The following is a 20120-nucleotide window of genomic DNA, read 5'->3' as shown; positions in this document are numbered from 1 at the left end:
GTTTCCCAGATCTTGAACAAAACCGTCTCAGTTACTGTTTTGTTTTCGTTTCGACGGCTTTTAGGGACTTAGTATTTTTACGTGATAAAGACTAATACCACGAAAGCACCAAATCGCATCGTTGATCCTATCAATGCTGTTCCAGCAGCTCCTAAACTCACTCTTCTTTCTATTCAACACGTGCTGGCATTTTATGCCGGTGCAGTAATCGTTCCACTATTGATTGCGTCATCTCTTAAACTTGATGCTCAAACCACCATACATCTCATTAATGCCGACCTCTTCACCTGCGGTCTTGCCACACTGATTCAGTCGGCTGGTCTTGGACCAAAGATCGGTGTGCGCCTGCCGATTATTCAAGGCGTAACAACCACGTCCGTCGCCCCGATTATCGCAATCGGCCTCGCCGCTACTGGTGGCGAAGGCGGAAAAGAAGGACTTCCTCTCATCTATGGCGCTGTGATCATCGCGGGGCTCTTCACTTTCTTTGTAGCTCCGTACTTCGCTAAGCTCCTTCGCTTCTTCCCATCCGTCGTCACAGGAACCGTTCTATTAGTTATGGGAACGTCACTTCTCGCCGTTTCCACCAATGATTTCGTTAACTACGCCGACGGTGTTCCTGCAGTACGTGACCTTGCCTATGGTTTTGGTACCCTCGCCGTCATCGTTTTGGTACAACGTTTCTTCAAAGGCTTCCTTGGAACAATTGCAGTGCTCATCGGCTTAGTTGGCGGTACCACGATCGCTTACGTACTAGGAGATATCAATCAAGCCAAAGTCGATGCAATCGGCACGGCAGACGTTATCGGTATCACCACGCCGTTTTACTTCGGAATCCCTACCTTCTCATTTACTGCGATTCTCTCGATGATCGTCGTCATGCTTATTACGATGGTCGAAACAACTGGCGACGTCTTTGCAACTGGTGAAATTGTAGGAAAACGCATCAATGCTAAGGACGTAACAGCGGCAATTCGTGCAGATGGACTTTCTACTACCCTCGGTGGTGTCCTTAATTCCTTCCCATATACCTGTTTTGCGCAGAATGTAGGACTTGTTCGAATCACCCGGATCCGTTCGCGCTGGGTGGCTACGGGTTCAGGCGTCCTCATGGTGATCATCGGCTTAATCCCTAAGGCCGGCGCGATCGTCAACTCCATACCTTCGCCAGTCCTAGGCGGTGCATCGCTCGCACTCTTCGCTAATGTGGCTTGGGTTGGTATGCAAACAATTTCCAAGGCGAATATGCGAGATAACCGCAACGCCGTCATCGTTACCACGTCACTCGGCTTGGCGATGCTAGTTACTTTCCGTCCAACGATTTCTCAAGTATTCCCCGACTGGGCCCAGGTTTTCTTTTCCTCGGGAATGTCGATCGGAGCAATTACGGCGATCTTCCTCAACCTACTGTTCTTCCATGTTGGGAATCGGTCCGAAACCAAGGCCGCTGTTGCCCTCGATGGAGATCGAACCGTCTCTCTCGACCAAGTGAACAGCATGGACAAAGAAACCTTCGTTGAGACCTTCCGTTCCCTTTTCAACAACGAGCTGTGGCCATTAACTCAAGCGTGGGAAAGTCGTCCATTTACTGATGTCCACGAGCTACGTGCCGCGATCCAAACGTCCGTGCTCCGTGCTAACGTCTCCGCCCAAGAACGCCTTATCGCGGATTACCCAAGCATGTACGATCTGATTTCGGTGGACGACGACGAAGCAGCACGCATCTCAAAGGACACCGGTTCTCTTGCCCTCGCCTCAGCTACCACGGCAGACCTGAACGAACTTCGTGAACTCTCAGAGCGCTACGAGGAAAAGTTTGGTCTTCCATACGTAGCTCGCCTGGACCGCGAAGATTCGGTTGCTCGGATTATTCATAACGGAGTCCGTCGCCTTGCTAACTCCACAGAGCAGGAACATAACGTGGCGATTTCTGAGGTTGTAGAGATTTCGAACGATCGCCTAGATATCTTGTTGCGTGATGCGAATCCAATTCGCCGTGAGTGGGAGGCTAACCACTGAGTTAAAAGGTCCCGCCAATTCAATGATTGGCGGGACCTTTAGCGGAGAGTGGGGGATTCGAACCCCCGATGCGGGGTCGCCGCATACTGGTTTTCAAGACCAGCTCATTCGGCCGCTCTGACAACTCTCCTTACACAAAACGAGAAACGCATCCAAATCTTTGATTCTGTAACGCGTTCTCAGAACGTGCTTTCTGATTCTAAACGAATTTTCTTAAAGTTAAAACTCCGATAGGGCGAAATCGGTTTTCCTCGTATTAGATCACAGTGCAAGATAGAAGAATGAAGGTTGTAAAAGCAGTCAATAATCACCTTGTCTTTGAGTCAGCACCGATACCCATCCCGGGCCACAATGAGATCCGAATTAGAGTTGTAGCCGCGGGAGTGAATCGTGCAGACCTTCTCCAAGCCGAAGGAAAGTACCCTCCGCCTGCAGGCGCCTCGGATATTCTTGGTCTCGAAGTTTCGGGCGTCGTCGACGCCGTTGGCCAGCTTGATCCACATCTTAAGAAACTGCCTGTCACTAGTGTTGGTACTCCGGTAGCAGCTCTGCTCCAAGGTGGTGGATATGCAGAGTATGTAGTAGTCAACGTACAACTTGCCTACCTGGCTCCAGCTAATTTATCGCTTATTGAAGCTGCTAGTTTTCCTGAAGCGTTCGCAACCGCATATTCCAACCTTGTGATGGTCGGTGGACTCTTCGCTGGAAAACGTACACTGATTCACGGTGGATCAGGCGGCGTCGGTTCCCACGCAATCCAGATAGCATCTGCTTTTGGTGCTGAAGTGTTTGCGACGGCGGGAAGTGAAGACCGAGCTCGAAAGTTACTCTCCTTGGGTGCTCACCATGTAACTGATTACCATGCGTTTACCGAGGAAAAAGATCTCTGCGCTTGGATTATGAAAGAATCCACGACCGATATAGAGAGAAGTAAAAACCCTGGGATCGACGTCGTCCTTGACGTCATGGGAGAGTCAACTTTGGATGCGAATATCCGCACACTTGCCGACGGCGGGCGGATAGTCATTATCGGAACCCAGGGTGGTACACGTCCAACTTTCAATCTAACTCGACTGATGGCGCGGCGTGGTTCGATTATTGGTACAACCTTGCGCTCGCGGCATCTTCAAGATCGAATCGAAGTTCAACAACGCGTTGGCCGTGAAATTGTTCCGCTAGTTGAGTGCGGAAAAATCCGCCCCGTTATCGATCGAGTTTATGCATTTGATGAAGTTCAGGAAGCGCATGATGCACTTGGTCGAGGTGAGGTATTTGGAAAAGTCCTGCTGAAAGTGCAGGAAGGAGAAGAATAGCTCCCATACCAGGTAAAACGATTCCCGAATCGTTCACTACGAAAGCAATGGTTAAACAGGTGGCGATGGCGGTGAGGGTGCATACCTCAATTGACTTAGTGCTTTCGTGGTAGCGCTGCTTTAAAGCTGGGATCACCACCATCAGAACAAAGATAATCCCTGTTAGAACTACCCAGCGGTGCGTCGAAGTAACGAGCAATCGAAGATTGACTCCGATCTTACGGCTGATGATCTCCCAGGCTTCGCCGTCGATGATGGATTGAACGAAATTACCTAGGTGGGTTCGTGAATCGACCGGTCGCATCCAGTCAATCAGCGCAGTTCCGAAGGATGCTACCGCGGCGCATACTGCGAAGAGGAGCAATTTCTTCATTGATGGCAGTTTTCCACTGACTAGCATGATGAAGACGGCGATCGAAGGAACATAAGCTAATGCACCACCGAAATCTGCACCCATAGTTGGCCATACACCAATTATCGAGGAGATAAGTGGTAGAGTGCCCGCAACTAAAGCCACGGCGATCCGGTTCCAGCCACGCCGAAGGAACTGTGAGGCCACAAAGCCAGCAAGAACAAACATTCCGGTAGAAAGCAGAGCAAATGCCTCGTTTCCGAGCCCATAGAAGCGCGCGCCAAGCAAGGTATTGAAGCCCATCGGGGAATCGGAAAGAACTTTAGCTCCGGTGGCAACATCCACCGTAAGTAAGACACCGGTGAGCGAGGCAATCGCCACCGCCGGAAGCCAGATATTGAACCTAAACAAGGTGAAAGCTACCAACCCGATGATCAGGGCAAGTGTCCATGTTGAGTAGATAACTGCTGATTGTGGTTTCGCCGCCTGCCACCAGCTATAAGTCATGGTCACAAGGTGTGAAGCGATTGGCACACTGGAAATGGTTAGTCCGATGATGCTGAGCGTATTTGCAACCCAACGTTTACGAAGGCTTAGAGAAAGGAACTGAAGCTTGCGAACTACCGCCGTGCTCAGTCGAGCCCAACGAGAAGGCGATTGATCGACGTCGCTATCTGTGTTGCGGAAAAGCGGGATAAGGAAAAGAGTTGCGGCAACAACGTATATGATTGTTGACCACGTCATTTCCGCGTAAAATCCACCCCGAACTTTACGAATTTCCGCAGCCTGAAGAGCGCTATCTTGAAGGAGCATACGGCGTTCATGGAAACAGGTGTCCTTGGCGCAGGAGTTCGCCTTACCAGCGGAAACGGATTGAACCGGCGCACCAGATAGCTTGATTTCGTCGGTGGGTAATGCTTCTGGGAGGAGCTTCATTGTACGGAGCTGCTCGAATGCCGTCGGAATTAAAGATGTGAAGCTGATGTTTCCGTTTTGACGTACTTGAGGAGTCCATCCAAGTGCGTCTGCCACTGACGTGTTTCCACCTTGCTTAGAATCCCTGGCGATGCCGTTCGATAGGAATCCGGCTTGCATGGATTCGGCGGCACCTAAGCCTTGAACCGAGGCAAACAAAACCGTGGTACCAGGATCTATCTGGGAAAGGATCTGCTCTGCGCGTATAACGTTGTTCTTTGCCTGGGTATCGCGATAAATCTGGGCGGGGAAGAAATCCAAGCCTGGCGTTGATTCCGGGTCGTTGAGTGGCAGGCGCGTAATGAACACAGATTTCTCGCTGGCCGCTGATTGACGATCTGGATCAAGTACGAAGTTCGATTGCGAAGCGTCAACCACCGTGAACTGGTGCTTGAGTGAAGACCGATGGACCTGTTCAGCTAGCAGATCGTTTCCAAGAGCGGCATCTTCGTACGTCTTTGGCGCTTTTCCTTGCCGATTAGCCAATACGATGCCGGCCTGCGTCCCGATTGCAGCCACGTCTACTCCGTGGGATTCGAGGATCGTTCCCACAGCTCCTGGTACGAGATGAGGTGATTCGGTAGCGGCAGATATCGAAATTGCACCCCAGTTAAGGAGCTCCGTGCTAGGGGATACACTTGGTCCAAGGCACGTCGGTTTTCGCGAAACAGAGGAGTCTGAAAGTTTTCCACCGGCACCCATTGCAATCGACACATCAACTGGGCAGGTCCAGTCAGAGATTGACAGTGGAATAATGTTAAACATCGTTCCGGCTGCGGCCCAGCGTGAAAGTGCCGGTGTATCGCTTGGGTTGATGTAATCCCAGTTTATTGAATCGGTCAAAATGACGACGACGGAAGGCCTCGGTTGTGTGGGAGCGTTAGGGGTTGTAACCGCCTTTGGACCAATCGCCACCACCGGACCGGAACCCATTTTCAGACTTGCAATGCTAGCGCCGTTGGCAAATGCGGGTTGAAAAGCAGAAATCGTAAAGAAGCCAAGAATGAATCCGAATAAAGAAAGTACGAAACGGACCAGAGTCACGGAAGTGCGCCGAGCTGAATGTTCAGTGTGGGACTTGGAAAACATAGCTAGTCCAACAAACTAATCCAGCAAGGCTTCGAGAATGAGCGCACAACCGTCCATAGCCACATCCTCGGTTTTTGCTTTAGCGTAGGAAGCTACGTAATCGGGTGAATTTCCCATCGCAATACCTAGGTGAGCCCAGGCCAGCATTTCGCAATCGTTTCCAGAATCACCAACGGCGACCGTTGCAGTTGAAGAAACCCCGAGCAGTTTCCGAACCTGCTCTAAGCCAACAGCTTTCGAAATCCCTTCAGGTGCAACATCCATCCATGCCGACCATCCCACCGCGTATTCAACGCCATGTAAGCCCAGATTATTAACTGCTTCAAGGAGCTCAGTTGCTGTGAGGTGAGGGGCGCGAACCGTGAGTCGTGTAGCGGCGTGATCAGAGAGCTCAGATACCGGAACGATTCGTGAATCACCCGTGAGTTCGCCAGGTGGAAATTCATCCGTAATTTTGCGAACTTGATCTAGTGTTTCCACAGCCATAATTGCCTCGGGTAAAGCTTTAGCAATGACATCGATCTCATGGGATGGGTCAAAGGTGTTGGATCCGATCAATGACACTTGGGGGAAAGGTTCGCATACGGCGTCGGCAACCGGAGTTACCGGTACGGGAGGGGTTATGTCCCCAACACTCAACATGATTGCGCCGTTAGAGCAAACCGCGTATCCGTGATCGTAATCGAGTTGTTGCATAGCGATCTGAGCACCAGAAATACCACGTCCCGTAGCGATAACCACGTGGGTTCCGACTTCAAGATGAGTCAAAATAGCTTTTTTCACTCGAGGAGACAGTGAAGTGTTGTGGTGAAGAATTGTGCCGTCGATATCAAGAGCTACTAAGAGCTCGGGGCCGGCGGCCGGTAGCGAAGCATCCACAACGGCACCCTGCCACGGTGTGGCAGGGACGTGGAAGCTAGACTGCGCTATATTCACTTTGTAGCTATCGGCTCAATTACTTCACGGCCACCCATATATGGGCGCAAAGCTTCTGGGATATAAAGTGAACCGTCAGCCTGTTGGTGGTTTTCAAACATAGCTACCAGCCAGCGCGTGGTTGCCAAGGTGCCGTTCAAGGTAGCGACGGCGGAGGTACCATTTTCGGTGCGGTAACGGGTGTTCAAACGACGTGCCTGGAATGTAGTGCAGTTCGAGGTAGAAGTGACTTCCATGTAGCGGTTCTGAGTTGGTAGCCACGCTTCACAATCGAACTTTTGAGCCGCGGATGAGCCAAGGTCGCCGGCTGCAGTGTTGATAACTCGATAAGGTAATTCTGCCTTTCCGATCATCTCTTCTTCCCAAGCAAGGAAACGCTGGTGTTCTTCACGCGCATCGGCAGGATCACAGTAGGAGAACATCTCAACTTTATTGAACTGATGAACGCGGATAATTCCGCGGGTATCCTTTCCGTATGAACCAGCTTCGCGGCGGTAACAGGTGGACCATCCAGCGTAGCGCAACGGACCATTGGAAAGATCGACGATTTCATCTTTGTGGAAGCCGGCAAGCGCTACTTCGGAAGTGCCGGTGAGGTAGAGGTCGTCAGCTGGGAGGTAGTAAATTTCATCCGCATGGGCGCCCAAGAATCCGGTTCCGCCCATGATATCTGGGTTAACTAAAGTTGGTGTAGTGAGCAAGGTAAAACCGTACTTCTCAGCTTGATCGGCAGCTGCAGTAAGAAGTGCGAGTTCCAGACGTGCGCCTGTGCCTTTGAGATAGTAGAAACGCGATCCTGAAACCTTGGTCCCGCGAGCCATGTCCACGGCGTCGATGCCTTCGGCGATATCGAGGTGATCCTTCGGATCGAAGCCTTCAGCTGTGAAATCACGAGGTTCACCCACATGTTTGAGAACAACGTAATCGTCTTCGCCACCGGAAGGAACGCCGTCTTCAATCAGGTTAGGAAGCTTTAACATGGCCTCGGTGAATGTTTGGTCGGCGGCATTAGATTCACCTTCAAGTACCTTAACTTGATCTGAGAGCTCCTTTGCCTGAGCTAAAATCGATGGGCGATCCTCAGGAGAGGCCTTTCCGATTGTTCGTGAAAGAGATTTCTGTTCTGAACGTAAATCTTCGAAAGCTTGAAGCGCTTTGCGGCGCTTTTCGTCAGCGTCCAAAATGAGATCTATTACGGTTTCATCTGCGCCACGAGCACGTTGCGAGGCACGTACAGCCTCAGGATTTTCACGAATAATACGGATGTCGATCATGTAATAAGGATATGCGCTACCGGTGACGTCATGCGAATTTGCGCGCCGATTGTTCACAATTACACTGCGTCGAATGCTTCAGTCACGTACTGTTGTGACTATGAATGCTGCATTAACTGTTTCCATCGTCGCGTTAGTCCTTGCGTTTATCGCGGTTTGCCTTGGTTGTGTCCTTTTATTTATACAGGTTAAGCAACGGAAATTTGTTTATTCAAGCAATTCACATGCAGTCCTTTCCTATGAAGACGACGACATACCAGTTCTCGATGGACCGCCGTGCGTCATCTATAACCCTAGTAAGACCGCCGATTGGAAGTTGATTCGTAAAGAACTAATGAAAGCTGCTCAAGCAGCTAGATTGCCTGAACCAGTGTGGATTAAGACGACGGAAGACGATCCGGGCGAGGGCCAAGCCAAACGTGCCTTAGAAATGCGAGCTTGCGTCGTTATTGCTGCCGGTGGAGATGGAACCGTGCGGCTTGTGGCCCAAGCGGTGGCTGGAACTTCGACCCCGATGGGGCTTATTCCGGTGGGAACAGGGAATTTACTAGCAAGGAACCTAGACCTTCCCTTGGGGTCAATCAAAGATTTGGCTCAGATCGCAATTATGGGCGTAGACAAGAAATTCGATGTTGGACGGATTGATGTCCAGGAACCTAGCGCAGGAAACGATGCAACCGAAACTGGCGCTTCCCATGAATCTGAGGGGTGTGGAGTTGGTTCGGGGCAAGAAATCGCTAGAGGATCACATACGTTTATGGTGATGGGTGGAGTTGGGTTTGATGCCGACATCATGGATTCCACAAATTCAAACCTTAAAAAGAAAATTGGTTGGTTAGCGTACGTGCAGGCAGCCGGTCCAAACCTATTTGCTCCGAAACTCAAAGCAAAGCTTAGAGTCTCATCGGGTGAACGCTTCGCGGATGTGGAAGCACGTTCAATCATGTTTCTCAACTGCGGCGAGCTCACTGGTGGTATCGTGCTAGATCCGTCAACAGATCCGGCCGACCAGTGGCTCGACCTGGCAGTTCTTGATGTACGCGGCGGGATTCTCGGTTGGCTGGACTTGGTTCGGCGCGTTGTGCTCAAGGGAGTTGGCTTTCAACCGCGTGACGTCATCAGCCAAAACATTGTGGCTGGAGAGATTTCAACGCGCCGCTTCCGCGAATGTCATATTGAGTTGGAAGAGCCTCAACAACTTCAGCTCGACGGCGATGTAATCGGTTGTGTCCAGCATTTTGATGTGGAAGTTTTGCGGGGAGCTCTTCAGATTCGCGTTAGAAGCTGAATCTATCTAGTTTCCGTTCGACCTTTTAACCAGGCTATTAACCCAGGCACGGGCAGCAGTGAAATCAGAATCAGCAGTTCCTGCCTCCAATTTGATCGCAATTTTATCTGCTGATGGATACGATCCTAAGAATGTTACCCGCGGGCTCACGCGGTGCAACGCAATTAATGTTGACTGGATGCGTTCATCGAAAATATGGCCTTCGGCGTCGATCGAAAAGGTGTAGCGTCCCAAGGAATCACCGAGTGGTCGCGACTCAATGCGCGTCAAGTTCACTCCGCGCGCCGCGAACTGTTCCAACATGGCGAGTAAGGCACCCGATTCTTCGGCAGGAAGTTGCACCATCAGCGTCGTCTTATCAGCGCCGGTTCGTTCTGGAACTACGCCAGCTGCCCCGATCATAACGAATCGCGTCACGGCATCGGGATTATCAGCAACGTCGCTCCTCAGAACCTCTAAACCATACTGTTCTGCGGCTAGAGGAGATACTAGTGTGGCTTCGTATCCGGCGTCGTCATAAGGTTTGGTGAGGCCCTCCGCTCCCGCGGCTGTAGAAGTGGCAGGGAGATGGATAACGTTGGGAAGGTTTTCCATCAACCAGTTACGGCACTGTGTCCAGGCGGCGTGGTGGGTGGACAGCCTGTGGATTTGTTCCATTTTAGTGCCTGGTCGGACCGCTAGCACAAAGGAAATTTTGACTAGGACTTCTGCAGTGATGATAAGGTCTGAGCTCTTGGCCAGCGAGTCGAGAGTAGCATTGATGCCACCCTCGACCGAGTTTTCAATAGGGACGACGGCGAAATCAGCTTTCCTATCCCTCACCATTTTGATAGCACGAGGTGCATCGATAGCTGGAATATGTATGGCTTCATCTTCGGAAGCGATTGTGTTCAGTGCCTGTTGGCAGAAGGTGCCACGGGGCCCGAGAAAGGAAAATCGAAGTTGCTCCTGGGCGGACTGTGCATTATCAATTGTCATTGGGCCTCCTTAATCGTCATCATCGATGATCCTAACCGCTTTAGCCTATGCTTTTCTGGATGTTCCGAGTTTTGATGGTCTTTGGTAGGTATTCTGGATTCTGGAGCCTGATTTTCATTAGTGGTTTAATCAGCGTTGGATCTCGTGTTTTCATGCGCTACACAAATTTACGGGTTACTTACTTTAAGATGGTGTTGTTCCATGCAGACACTGCAGTTCCAGAAAGTAAAGAAGAGTTATCCGCACGTGAGCCAATTTATTTCGAACATCCGCAAGTCACCTTCCTTTGTGGTGATTGTGATTGCCTTGGGTATGTGCGCGATATTATTGACTTCGCTCTTGCGGCCGAGCCCAGAGATTCGTAATTTTCATCCATCCGCACCAGAGGATAAGCCTTGGACGAATCCCGTGGTTGTGATCGGCTTTTCGGGAGTTCAATGGAATCACGTCGATCCACAAACAACTCCGCACCTAGCTGCTTTCGCTCAGGAGGCGGCAAGCGCGAACCTCGTCGTTCGAACACTTGATACAACAACGTGCCCCGATGCGGGGTGGTTGATGATCAACACCGGTCTTAGAACTGCCTCGCCAGATGGACCAGGTGGTTCATGTGCACAGATGCCAGCAGTTATTGCTTCCAATGGAGGAACAAGGATTGCGAACTGGCAAACTTTTAACGATGCGAATGCCTCCAATGCATATAAACCTCAGCTGGGATTGCTTGGAAGGCAGTTGTATGAGGCAAAAAAGAAAGTCGCTGCTGTTGGTTCTGGGGCGGCACTAGCGGTTGCGGACGAAAGTGGATCGATTCCAGGTGAATATTTTTCCGACCTGTCAAATATTGGTTCGATAGTAAAAAACCACGATATGACCGTCGTTGATCTAGGTGCGGCGCGTCATCCAAATTGGCCACTCGGGCAGAAAGAAGGAGCGCTCGCAGGCTCCGAATTTAAAGCAGCGTTTATGCCGGCTCCAAAAGCGCCTGAAGATTTAATTAACCAGGTAAAAGGTATTGACGCGCGCCTGGGTGAGATCCTATCTCAACTCGATCCGAATACTACCGTGGTGTTGGCTTCCGTTGCGGATTCCGATCAGTTGACCGCGCGCATGCAGTATTTTGCAGTTCGAACAGCGGCAACGAAAGAGAGCGATGTTGGTGCGCTCGCTAATACCGGGTCAACTCGCCAGCTAGGAATTGTGCAGCTCACGGATCTTCTCCCTACCCTTGAAAAGCTGTTGAATATCCCCTATGGAAAGGGAATCACGGGTAGTCCGATGTGGTTTTCGCTTGATGAGCGATCCGCGCAAGAACGAATTACATATCTAACCGACGTTGAACAACGAGCAGTTTCTGCTCGTCCAGCTGTGGGACCGTTTTATATTATCTTCGCGCTGTTTGCGCTTTCGGCACTAGTTGTAGCGTTTGTGGAATACCGACGACGTCGCTGGAACTCTCTAACTGTATTCGCCTTATTCTTTGCTGCGGCTCTTCCTGTTTCTACGTTTTTACTCAACTTGATTCCGTGGTGGCAGCTTCCCTATGCGAACTTTGCACTTCTTGGGTGTGTTTTTCTTGTGGCTATGGCACTAGCGGGGGTTGCTTCCCGATTGACGATTTTCAATCATCTGGCGGGAGCGCTGTTTATTGCCACTTTAACGATGCTAGTTCTTTCACTCGACGCTGCGTTAGGATCCTCGTTGCATTTTTCTTCGATCATGGGTGACCAGCCACAGTCTGGTGGACGTTTCTATGGAATCAGTAATGCCCCATTCGTAGTGTTTGCGACGTCTACGTTATTTGCGCTCGGTGTGGTCCTTAATCTGCTGAGGAAGAAGTCTGCTCCTATCCACCTGAGGTACGCGACGATTTTCCTATTCGCGGTGTTCGCCGTCATCATTGATGGGTCCCCGAGCATCGGAGCAGATTTCGGCGGTCCACCAGCGCTTCTTATGGCGTTTGTGGCAGTATTATTCCTCCACGCAGAACAGAGGCTAGGGTTCGTTCACCTTTTCCTTATCATCGTGCTCGGAGTTGGTGGAATGATCGGAATTTCCTATCTCGACTGGAACCGTCCCGAAGAAGACTGGTCTCACCTAGGAAGATTCTTTGATTCTATCGTGACCGGCAATGTGCTTTCTGTAATTTCGCGTAAGTTCGACTGGCTAATTACATCTGTGCCATTGGCTGTTTGGCTCATCGTGCTGCCGATCGTTGCAATGGGAATCTGGATCGCTGTTAAGAAGCGCTCCAAGATCTTGGATCTCACGCGTGAGCATACTGGAGCAGTTCCTGCACCCAAAGTATTCCCACCAGATATTGTTATCGCTCTGATCGGCATGGTGGTGCTAGTGTTTGTTGGTCTAGTGGTCAACGATTCTGGTCTAGTACTACCGATGATGGGTGTTTTATATGGGCTTCCGCTGTGGTTTGGAGCGGCTAAGATTAACGCTAGGCAAATTAGCGACAATTAGCGACGATATGCGTTATATGGCTCGCCTGGTGCGCTTGATTCAGCATTCCGCTCAGACTTATTTACCCCAATGCGGCGAAGACGCCGGCTGTTGACGGCAAGGAGCACGTCCTTGTACTGCATTGCGCGGTGAATCTGGCCGGAAAGGTCATTGGCTGTCGCGCGATGCTTGAGCTTGCACGGAACTTCTTGAACAGTGAAACCTGAGGTTAGTAGATCGATCGTCATGCCAACTTCTACGCCCCAACCGGTTGCAAGCGGCTGGACCGAGTCGAAGGCTTCGCGAGTGATACATCGTTGACCGGAAAGTGGTTGCTGTGGAGACCATCCTGTGAGCTTTTCGATTGCTTTTCGTCCGAGTCCGGTTACGAATCCATGACCACCTGCACCTGCCTGTGGCGGAAGATAGGCGATTGTGCAGTCCACATTACCTTCGAGAATCGGGGTGATAAGCGGTGCACATTCTGCTGCGGAGTCACCTAAGTCAGCATCAAGGAACAGTAGTGCACGTGGTGGTACACCTTCGGCATCGCGCATACCGGCTACGGACGCACCGGTTCCCATAGCGGATGCCTTGCCACGATTGTGTGAATGGCGTACAACGGTCGCGCCTGCTGCGCGAGCGACTTTCTGCGTATCGTCTTCGGAACCATCGTCGACGACGATCACCAAGTCCACACGTGGGAGAGCCCAAGCGGCTCGAATCGTGGCACCGATTCGATCGGACTCATCTTTAGCTGGGATGACTACGGCTACGCGTTGGTTCTCTTGTACGTTCACGGTTCAAATTATACGGATTTTGTAAAGACTTTCCCGAATATTTGCAAAGTTTCGCGTACTGAGAATGCAAGGTCACAGATCGTCAACGAAAAAGTGGGTTTTTCAAGGTGCTTGAAACACCCTTGAAAAACCCACTTCCTGAGTCAGATAGTCGACGAAGCCGAACTTAGCGCAGGGTTACCTGACGTGAAACAATTCCAGCTTTTGCACGCCGTTCTTCCGGAGTAAGAGGTTGGGTGGACTCGATTTCAGCAGTGAGTACCTTGTTGAACTCAGCCATTGGCTTCGCGAGTTCGTCAGCCTCGGTGCCCGGTTCGAGCTCGAATACAGGGATCAATAGACCAAGTGCGCGGAATGCGCCAACGAAGCGAGCGTCATCGAAGGAAAGTTCTCGACGAGTCTGGAGGCGTGCGAGGGCATTTAGGATAGCATCCTCGTCCTCGGTTCGTACCCAGCGAACGAATTCGCGCTGCATACGAGTCCAGTAAGCGCCTTCAACACCCTCAACCTGAGCGGTCGGGATGATCTGGTCCTTGGTCTGGCTAATTGCCTGTGCAACATCGGGCTTTGCCGCTTCTTCTTCGTCGATCCAAAAACCGAAGTCTTCTTCAAGAGTCAGCTTCGATTCGAAACTTAAATCTAGAATATCTTGGAGGCGTGAGCCTGGTTCTGGCTGCTCGGTCTGATTAAAGGTTTCGCCGTTCTCAAGTTCAATACCCCACAGAATACGATCTGCGATGTCCGTTGAGGCATCACCAGAGCTCATTACCGTCTGTGCTGCAACGAGTAGCTTTCCGTCTGCGCGACGAATAGCGCCAACCATCTGTGGCAACATCGTCACCAGTAGGATTTCTTCAGCGCCGTGCTCTTCGGTGGTACGAACGGGGAGTGTAGCGGCAGGGATGATTTCACTCATAGCTACGAGCTCAGCTTCGAAAGGTAGTCCTTCGAATGGGCGCTCAACAAACTGCACGCGGGCACGCTTTGGCTTGTTTTCTTTTGCGCGACGGCTCTTCTTACCCATATAGATATCTCCGTTTTAAGTTAGGAATGGAAGTGGTCGTTAGAAAATTTAGCTCCCTAGATGGAGCAGTTGACTGGACTAGTCAACGACACCGTAGAGACGGTCGCCAGCGTCGCCAAGACCAGGAACGATGAATCCCTTTTCGTTGAGTTTTTCGTCGACGGCGGCAACGATGATCTTGACATCGCCACGATCGCCGATATGGTCTTCGAGTGTCTTGAGGCCTTCAGGAGCTGCAAGAATGCAAATTGCGGTCACGTCCTTTGCTCCGCGCTCAAGGAGGTAGTCGATAGCTGCGATAAGCGTGTGACCGGTAGCGAGCATCGGATCAAGAACGAAGCATTGACGATCGGTTAGGTCATCAGGTAGGCGGTTAGCGTAGGTGATTGCCTCGAGTGTTTCTTCGTCACGCTTCAGCCCAAGGAAGCCGACCTCTGCTGTTGGCATGAGGCGAGTCATTCCCTCAAGCATGCCAAGACCCGCACGAAGAATCGGAACGACGATCGGGCGTGGCTTCGAAAGTTTCGCAGCCGTCATTGGTGCTACAGGCGTGTTGATAGCCTTTGGTGTGATTGCGACGTTGCGAGTTGATTCGTAAGCGAGCAACATAATGAGCTCTTCAACGAGCTGCCGAAAAACCGGGGACGGTGTATTTTCATCGCGTAAAACGGTTAGTTTATGGGTGACAAGAGGGTGATCGATAACCTGAAGTTTCATACTTCCAAATGTACCGTGTTTGAGGTGTTCTCGGGTAATACCATAGACACATGTTTGAAAATGAATCCAAACTCATGGAACGAGCGATAGAGCTTGCGGAACATGCTGGCTGTGCTGGTGACGTGCCCGTGGGCGCCGTCGTCGTCGGTAAAAACGGGGAGATTATCGGCGAAGGTTTCAACACACGCGAGGTTGACGACGATCCGGTAGGTCACGCCGAAGTTAATGCTCTTCGTGAAGCTGCGAAGGTGATGGGCACGTGGAATCTGAGCGGATGCTCCTTGGTAGTGACTTTGGAACCCTGCACGATGTGTGCCGGAGCGATCATTAATTCACGAATCTCACGTGTGGTTTTTGGGGCGTGGGATGAGAAAGCAGGTGCCGCGGGGAGTGTACGCGATGTACTTCGTGATGCAAGGCTTTCGCATACGGTTGAAGTTGTAGGTGGCGTGTGCGAGGCGCAGACACGTAAGCAACTTATTGACTGGTTCGTGCACGAAGTTCGTGTGAAGTCGGTAGCACCGCCTATAGCTGAGTTGTAGATTTTGGTGAAATCCGGCTAGGATTACAAGCCGAGGTGACGTGTCCGAGCGGCCGAAGGTGCAGCACTCGAAATGCTGTGTAGTTAATAGCTACCGTGGGTTCAAATCCCACCGTCACCGCTACTAAAACGCTGGTAAGCAACGAAATGTGCTTACCAGCGTTTTTGGTTTTTGTTGGGATGTGTATTTTAGAATTCAATATAATTGTGTGAGTGAAATTATTGCCAAATCTTACTACTAGGGTTTTATGCTGTGTATACTGGGGTGCCATCAGCGCCCACCCAAGGCTATGACCTTTTGGTTAACCTAAAATGCGGTGGGCCAATGTTTTAGGAATTCCCATGCAACAAAAGAATTTCAAATCTATCCCAGAGCTAGCAGATTTATTAATTCAACGAGGTCTTATTGTAAAAAGTGCTAGAAAGCGCTTCTGAACTTGAGTGCTTTCTTGAAAAGACCGCCTATTATAGATTTAGCGGATATTTCAGGGAATTTCAGGTCGATCCGCGTCACGGTGAAAACGAGTTCGTCCAAGGTACGACTTTGAATGAGCTTGCCGAATTAATTGAGCTTGATGCTCGACTACGTGTGAAGCTTCTGGAAGCGTTGACGATTATTGAACTTAGGGCTAGGACTGCTTTTTCTCATCAGGCAGGTAGAGTTTTGGGAGAGAAAGCATTTTACTTGAATCCTGAATATTATCTAAATGTTCCGGGTAAGGTGGATGGATTGATCCAAAAAATTGAACGTGATCTTAAAAGGTCAATGCTTCCAACGATAAATCGATACAAAGTCGGCGATGATTTGAGTCGGATTCCTATTTGGGTAGCGATCGAAACAATGACATTTGGTACGTTAGCAAAAACCTCTACGTATTTGAAAGAAAAAGAAGTTATAAGTGCAGCGGCTAGCTCTCTCAACATTGCAACGACGGGTTTTTCTGATTCGCTTCATGCCTTCTCGGCTCTAAGGAATCGATGCGCTCACCATTCACAATTGTGGAATAGGTCATTCGATATTGCTTTTAAAGTATTGCCAAAGGAGAAGAAAGGTGCACCGAAGTTCTCACATCCAGGTAGCTATGCGGCCATAATTGTGACCGGTCGTTGGATGAAAAGAATGGGATATGGATCCTCGTGGTTTGAGTCCGTAGTGGAACTTCTTTCAGAGAATAGGACGTTTGAAAAGGGAATTTTAGAGCCTTCAATGAAGTAGTTGCTCACAAAAATAATACTCTGTCTAGCAAACTCCCCAAGTACGTTCTTCTCGGTCATTTTGGTAGGCTCGACGTGTCCGAAACGGGACACGATAAACGGCTCATTAAAACCGTGACCATCTAAATTAATAGTTTCGATTCTTGATAGGAAAAGATGAACATCAAGCTCAGGTATTTTGCCAGTGCAGCTGCAGCCGCAGGGGTTTCTGAAGAACACTACGAACTTCCTGAAAACTCCACGATTGCGAACCTAATCGAAGCGATTAACGATAAACACAAACCTATGCCCAATGGGGCGGACTTGGCGCGGATTCTTGGCTTCAGCTCGTTTTTGCTCAACGGTGCACGGGCCAACGTGGATGCCCAAATTCCCGACGGCGAAGCCTCGGTTGATGTGCTCCCACCTTTCGCAGGGGGATGAGTAGATGAAGCCGCTTGTAGATGTAGGGCCTGAGCTTTCGCCAAGTCAAAAGGAACGTTTCGCTCGTCACCTTGTTCTTACTGAGCTCGGAGAAGAGGGCCAGCGCCGCCTGTGTAACGCACGTGTTTTGATGGTCGGAGCGGGTGGTTTGGGTTCGCCCGCGCTCCTTTACCTTGCCGCCGCAGGTATCGGCACCATCGGTATTGTGGACGACGACGTCGTCTCTCTTTCGAATCTTCAACGCCAGGTGATCCATTCCAACGCTGCGATCGGAGAACCTAAGGTAGAGAGTGCAAAGCGTCGACTTTTGGAACTTGATCCAGATCTGACGATTAACACCTACCAATTACGTCTCGATGATTCGAACGTGGACGAGATCCTTGCTGATTACGACCTCGTCGTCGAAGGAACCGACAATCAAAAAGTTCGCTTTGTTATCTCTGATGCAGCGGCGCGGGCGCAGAAACCAATGATCTGGGCTTCGGTTCAGTGTTGGCAGGCTCAAATATCTGTCTTTTGGGCAGGTGAGCGCGCAGTCGAGCACGGGATGCCAGCACCGAACGGAATCACTTTGCGTGACGTTTTCCCAGCCGAAGCACCTTCCGATGCGATTCCAAGCTCGGTTGATATTGGTCTGCTGGGTGCACTACCTGGTCAAACAGGTGTGATTGAGGCTATCGAAGCAATCAAAGTAATCACAGGGATTGGAACTCCGCTGGTAGGCAGAATCAAATTTATTGATTTGCTCAATGCTACGGACGTTGATATTCCAATCAGCCCCGCGCCGTAATCTTCACCTGGGTTGCTTTCACTTCCGCAATCACGGCGTCGCCGATGCTCAGCGCAAGTTGAGTCATTGCCGACGCCGTGATCAGCGATTTGATGTAGGTTTGCGGAGCAATTTCTACCGTGACCACAAAGTTTGTGTGTTGGGATTGGATCTGAGAGACATGGCCCTGCCAGGCGTTTCGTGGAGAGCCTTCAGAAGTTGTTTTTCGAAGAGCGACCGCTGCGGGTTCGCAAATGGCAGCTGCGGAGTCACCGTCAATTAGCTTGGTTTCTTCACTCAAGATTCCAGCAACGTGGAGCCCAGATGTGAGCCGCACTCCGGCGTCGTCAAAAATCCCCACCAACATATTTACGCCTAAGAAATCGGCAACAAAGCTGGTAGGAGGGTTGTCGAGGATTTCAGAAACAGTGCCGGTTGCTTTTAGGTGTCCGTCTTCAAGCACAGCTACTCGATCTGCCAAAGAAATAACGTCCAATAGCTCGTGAGTAATGAGTACGACGCCGAGTCCACGCCGGGTGCGTTCTTGGATGATTGATCGCAAACCGGATTGAGCACGATGATCAAGACCAGAAAATGGCTCATCGAGTACCAGGAGCTGAGGGTTTACTGCGAGTGCCCGAGCAAGCGCAACCCGCTGGGCTTGACCACCGGAAAGCTGATGTGGTGGACGTTTGGCAAATTCTTCCATGCTTACTGCGGCTAACTCGTGGCGAGCGATTTCTAGAGCTTTTGACGACGCTAAGCCCTGGCAACGTGGACCGAACGCCACATTTTCTAAAACCGTCATATGTGGGAAGAGTGCAGGCTTCTGATGGAGGAAAGAAATTCGCTTTGGGAAATTGTCGGACCTTTCAGCACTGTCAGATTTTCCAGAGCGGTTCGGAGCTCGCAGAAGGTCTCCTGCTAAGTACTGTGCCGTCGTCGATTTTCCTGCACCGTTAGGACCGATCAAAGCGATAACTTCGCTGGTCTTAGACTTTAACCGGATATCAACTCCGCGTGATGGAACTAGGGCACGAATGGACCACGGTGTGTATCCGGTTCCGGCGTCGGAATGGTAGGGATGCCGAGGAAGTAGTTTAGATGAGGTGTCCACGCGATCGTGAGGGGAATTTAGAATCGTGCTTTGTGGCGCAAATCGTTTGGCGTTATATGTCTCAATCAGAGTTGTGAGTAGGGTTAATATCAAGGCAAATACAATTAGCACCATGGAAAGAGCCAAGGCGGTATCCGTATCTACTTCGCGTTGAAGGTAGACCTCGAGGGGGAGTGTTCGAGTGGTGCCTTGCATCGAACCGGCGAAAGTGATGGTTGCACCAAATTCCCCGAGGCTTCGCGCAGCAGCAAGAGCAGCTCCTGACAGAAGCGAAGGTGTAAGGAGTGGAATGGTAATCCGCGAAAACTGTCTCCATCTACTTGCGCCTAGGTGGCTTGCTGCTCGTTCAAAGTCGCAGCCGAGCGTCTTAACGGCAGTCTCAACGGTGATGATGAGAAACGGCATCGAAACGAAGGTTTGAGCAAAGATAACCGCTACAGTGGTGAATGGAACGGTAACCCCGAATGCACTGAGGCTGGGTCCGAGTATACCTGAACGACCGAAAGCCGTGAGCAGTGCGATACCGGCAACCACCGGTGGCATCACCAGAGGAACAGTCACAACGGCCCGTACCGTTGCTAACCACGCCGGCAATCTTCCCTGCTCTCCGTAGCGTCCAAAAATTAGCGCCAGTGGAACGCCAAGCAGCACGCTTAATGCTGTTGAAATGAGGCAGGTGAAGACCGAAAGTTGAATTGCTTCTGTGGCGGCCGGCGTCGAAAGGATTTGAGGAATATTGCTCCAAGGCAAACGCAACGCGACCGCCAACAGCGGTAATCCGAGGAATACCGTTGCAACTGTTGCGGGAATCCACAACCAGCGGGGAAGAAATCGCATAA

Annotated in this window: 16 protein-coding genes and 2 tRNA genes; 9 read left to right on the top strand and 9 right to left on the bottom strand. The window is 50.7% G+C overall.

The genetic code is table 11. The features are described 5' to 3' along the window. Positions 1-81 precede the first annotated feature (81 nt). Entirely contained in the window at positions 82-2019 is a 1938-nt protein-coding gene (locus tag EIH22_RS03700; RefSeq protein ID WP_235001760.1) for a solute carrier family 23 protein, read from the top strand. A gap of 42 nt (positions 2020-2061) precedes the next feature. On the opposite strand, the gene EIH22_RS03695 is transcribed toward EIH22_RS03700, so the two are convergent. Next, positions 2062-2149 (bottom strand) — tRNA-Ser (locus EIH22_RS03695). Positions 2150-2300: 151 nt separating this feature from the next. Between EIH22_RS03695 and EIH22_RS03690 the strand changes: the two genes are divergently transcribed. Then, the gene (locus tag EIH22_RS03690) at positions 2301-3332 is read left to right on the top strand and encodes an NAD(P)H-quinone oxidoreductase (protein ID WP_124054436.1); all 1032 of its coding nucleotides are present in this window, start codon (positions 2301-2303) and stop codon (positions 3330-3332) included. Here EIH22_RS03690 and EIH22_RS03685 read toward each other — a convergent pair. Genes EIH22_RS03685 through serS form a run of 3 tightly spaced genes read right to left on the bottom strand, consistent with a single transcriptional unit; the run spans position 3223 to position 7958 of the window. Continuing rightward, positions 3223-5748 carry a hypothetical protein gene (locus tag EIH22_RS03685; protein ID WP_124054435.1) on the bottom strand — a complete coding sequence of 842 codons (2526 nt, stop codon included), beginning with the start codon at positions 5746-5748 and terminating at the stop codon, positions 3223-3225. The two genes, EIH22_RS03690 and EIH22_RS03685, sit on opposite strands and share 110 nt — an antisense overlap. A 15-nt stretch (positions 5749-5763) precedes the next feature. After that, positions 5764-6684 (bottom strand): HAD family hydrolase, encoded by a 921-nt coding sequence (locus EIH22_RS03680; RefSeq protein WP_235001759.1) that lies wholly within the window; start codon positions 6682-6684, stop codon positions 5764-5766. Beyond that, positions 6681-7958 carry a serine--tRNA ligase gene (gene serS / locus EIH22_RS03675; RefSeq protein WP_124054434.1) on the bottom strand — a complete coding sequence of 426 codons (1278 nt, stop codon included), beginning with the start codon at positions 7956-7958 and terminating at the stop codon, positions 6681-6683. The genes EIH22_RS03680 and serS overlap by 4 nt, the downstream gene beginning before the upstream one ends. Before the next feature lie 73 nt (positions 7959-8031). Here serS and EIH22_RS03670 point away from each other — a divergent pair, with 73 nt between their 5' ends. After that, positions 8032-9246, top strand: a complete 1215-nt coding sequence (locus EIH22_RS03670; protein WP_124054433.1) for a diacylglycerol/lipid kinase family protein — start codon at positions 8032-8034, stop codon at positions 9244-9246. Between the two features lie 6 nt (positions 9247-9252). Here the strand turns inward: EIH22_RS03670 and pheA are convergent, their stop codons facing one another. Further along, a complete protein-coding gene (gene pheA / locus EIH22_RS03665; RefSeq protein ID WP_124054432.1) occupies positions 9253-10224 on the bottom strand; it encodes a prephenate dehydratase in 972 nt (323 codons plus the stop codon). Between the two features lie 246 nt (positions 10225-10470). Between pheA and EIH22_RS03660 the strand changes: the two genes are divergently transcribed. Continuing rightward, positions 10471-12696 (top strand): DUF2339 domain-containing protein, encoded by a 2226-nt coding sequence (locus EIH22_RS03660; protein WP_124054431.1) that lies wholly within the window; start codon positions 10471-10473, stop codon positions 12694-12696. Here EIH22_RS03660 and EIH22_RS03655 read toward each other — a convergent pair. The 3 genes from EIH22_RS03655 to upp all read right to left on the bottom strand — a co-directional run bounded on the left by EIH22_RS03655 (position 12693) and on the right by upp (position 15216). Further along, positions 12693-13475, bottom strand: coding sequence for a glycosyltransferase family 2 protein (locus EIH22_RS03655; protein ID WP_124054430.1), 783 nt, complete (start codon positions 13473-13475; stop codon positions 12693-12695). The two genes, EIH22_RS03660 and EIH22_RS03655, sit on opposite strands and share 4 nt — an antisense overlap. A gap of 166 nt (positions 13476-13641) precedes the next feature. Then, on the bottom strand, positions 13642-14499 hold the full coding sequence (locus EIH22_RS03650; RefSeq protein ID WP_124054429.1) for a DUF5926 family protein: 858 nt from the start codon (positions 14497-14499) through the stop codon (positions 13642-13644). Positions 14500-14577: 78 nt separating this feature from the next. After that, on the bottom strand, positions 14578-15216 hold the full coding sequence (gene upp, locus EIH22_RS03645) for a uracil phosphoribosyltransferase (protein ID WP_124054428.1): 639 nt from the start codon (positions 15214-15216) through the stop codon (positions 14578-14580). A 50-nt stretch (positions 15217-15266) separates the two neighbouring features. Here upp and EIH22_RS03640 point away from each other — a divergent pair, with 50 nt between their 5' ends. The 5 genes from EIH22_RS03640 to EIH22_RS03620 all read left to right on the top strand — a co-directional run bounded on the left by EIH22_RS03640 (position 15267) and on the right by EIH22_RS03620 (position 18185). Beyond that, on the top strand, positions 15267-15758 hold the full coding sequence (locus EIH22_RS03640; protein ID WP_235001758.1) for a nucleoside deaminase: 492 nt from the start codon (positions 15267-15269) through the stop codon (positions 15756-15758). Positions 15759-15792: 34 nt separating this feature from the next. Further along, positions 15793-15878 (top strand) — tRNA-Ser (locus tag EIH22_RS03635). A gap of 294 nt (positions 15879-16172) precedes the next feature. Further along, positions 16173-16973, top strand: a complete 801-nt coding sequence (locus EIH22_RS03630; RefSeq protein WP_124054427.1) for an Abi family protein — start codon at positions 16173-16175, stop codon at positions 16971-16973. Positions 16974-17128: 155 nt separating this feature from the next. Next, positions 17129-17395: a MoaD/ThiS family protein gene (locus tag EIH22_RS03625; RefSeq protein WP_124054426.1), complete on the top strand. Its 267-nt coding sequence runs from the start codon at positions 17129-17131 to the stop codon at positions 17393-17395. Positions 17396-17399: 4 nt separating this feature from the next. After that, on the top strand, positions 17400-18185 hold the full coding sequence (locus tag EIH22_RS03620) for a HesA/MoeB/ThiF family protein (RefSeq protein WP_124054425.1): 786 nt from the start codon (positions 17400-17402) through the stop codon (positions 18183-18185). Here the strand turns inward: EIH22_RS03620 and EIH22_RS03615 are convergent. Further along, on the bottom strand, positions 18169-20118 hold the full coding sequence (locus EIH22_RS03615; RefSeq protein ID WP_124054424.1) for an ABC transporter permease: 1950 nt from the start codon (positions 20116-20118) through the stop codon (positions 18169-18171). The genes EIH22_RS03620 and EIH22_RS03615 overlap by 17 nt on opposite strands. Between the last annotated feature and the right edge of the window lie 2 nt (positions 20119-20120).

Origin of the sequence: Arcanobacterium ihumii, assembly GCF_900604515.1 — a bacterium.
Classification (GTDB): Bacteria; Actinomycetota; Actinomycetes; order Actinomycetales; family Actinomycetaceae; genus Arcanobacterium_A; species Arcanobacterium_A ihumii.
The sequence above is the reverse complement of the archived record's forward strand: the minus strand, read 5'-3'. Positions and strand labels throughout refer to the sequence as shown.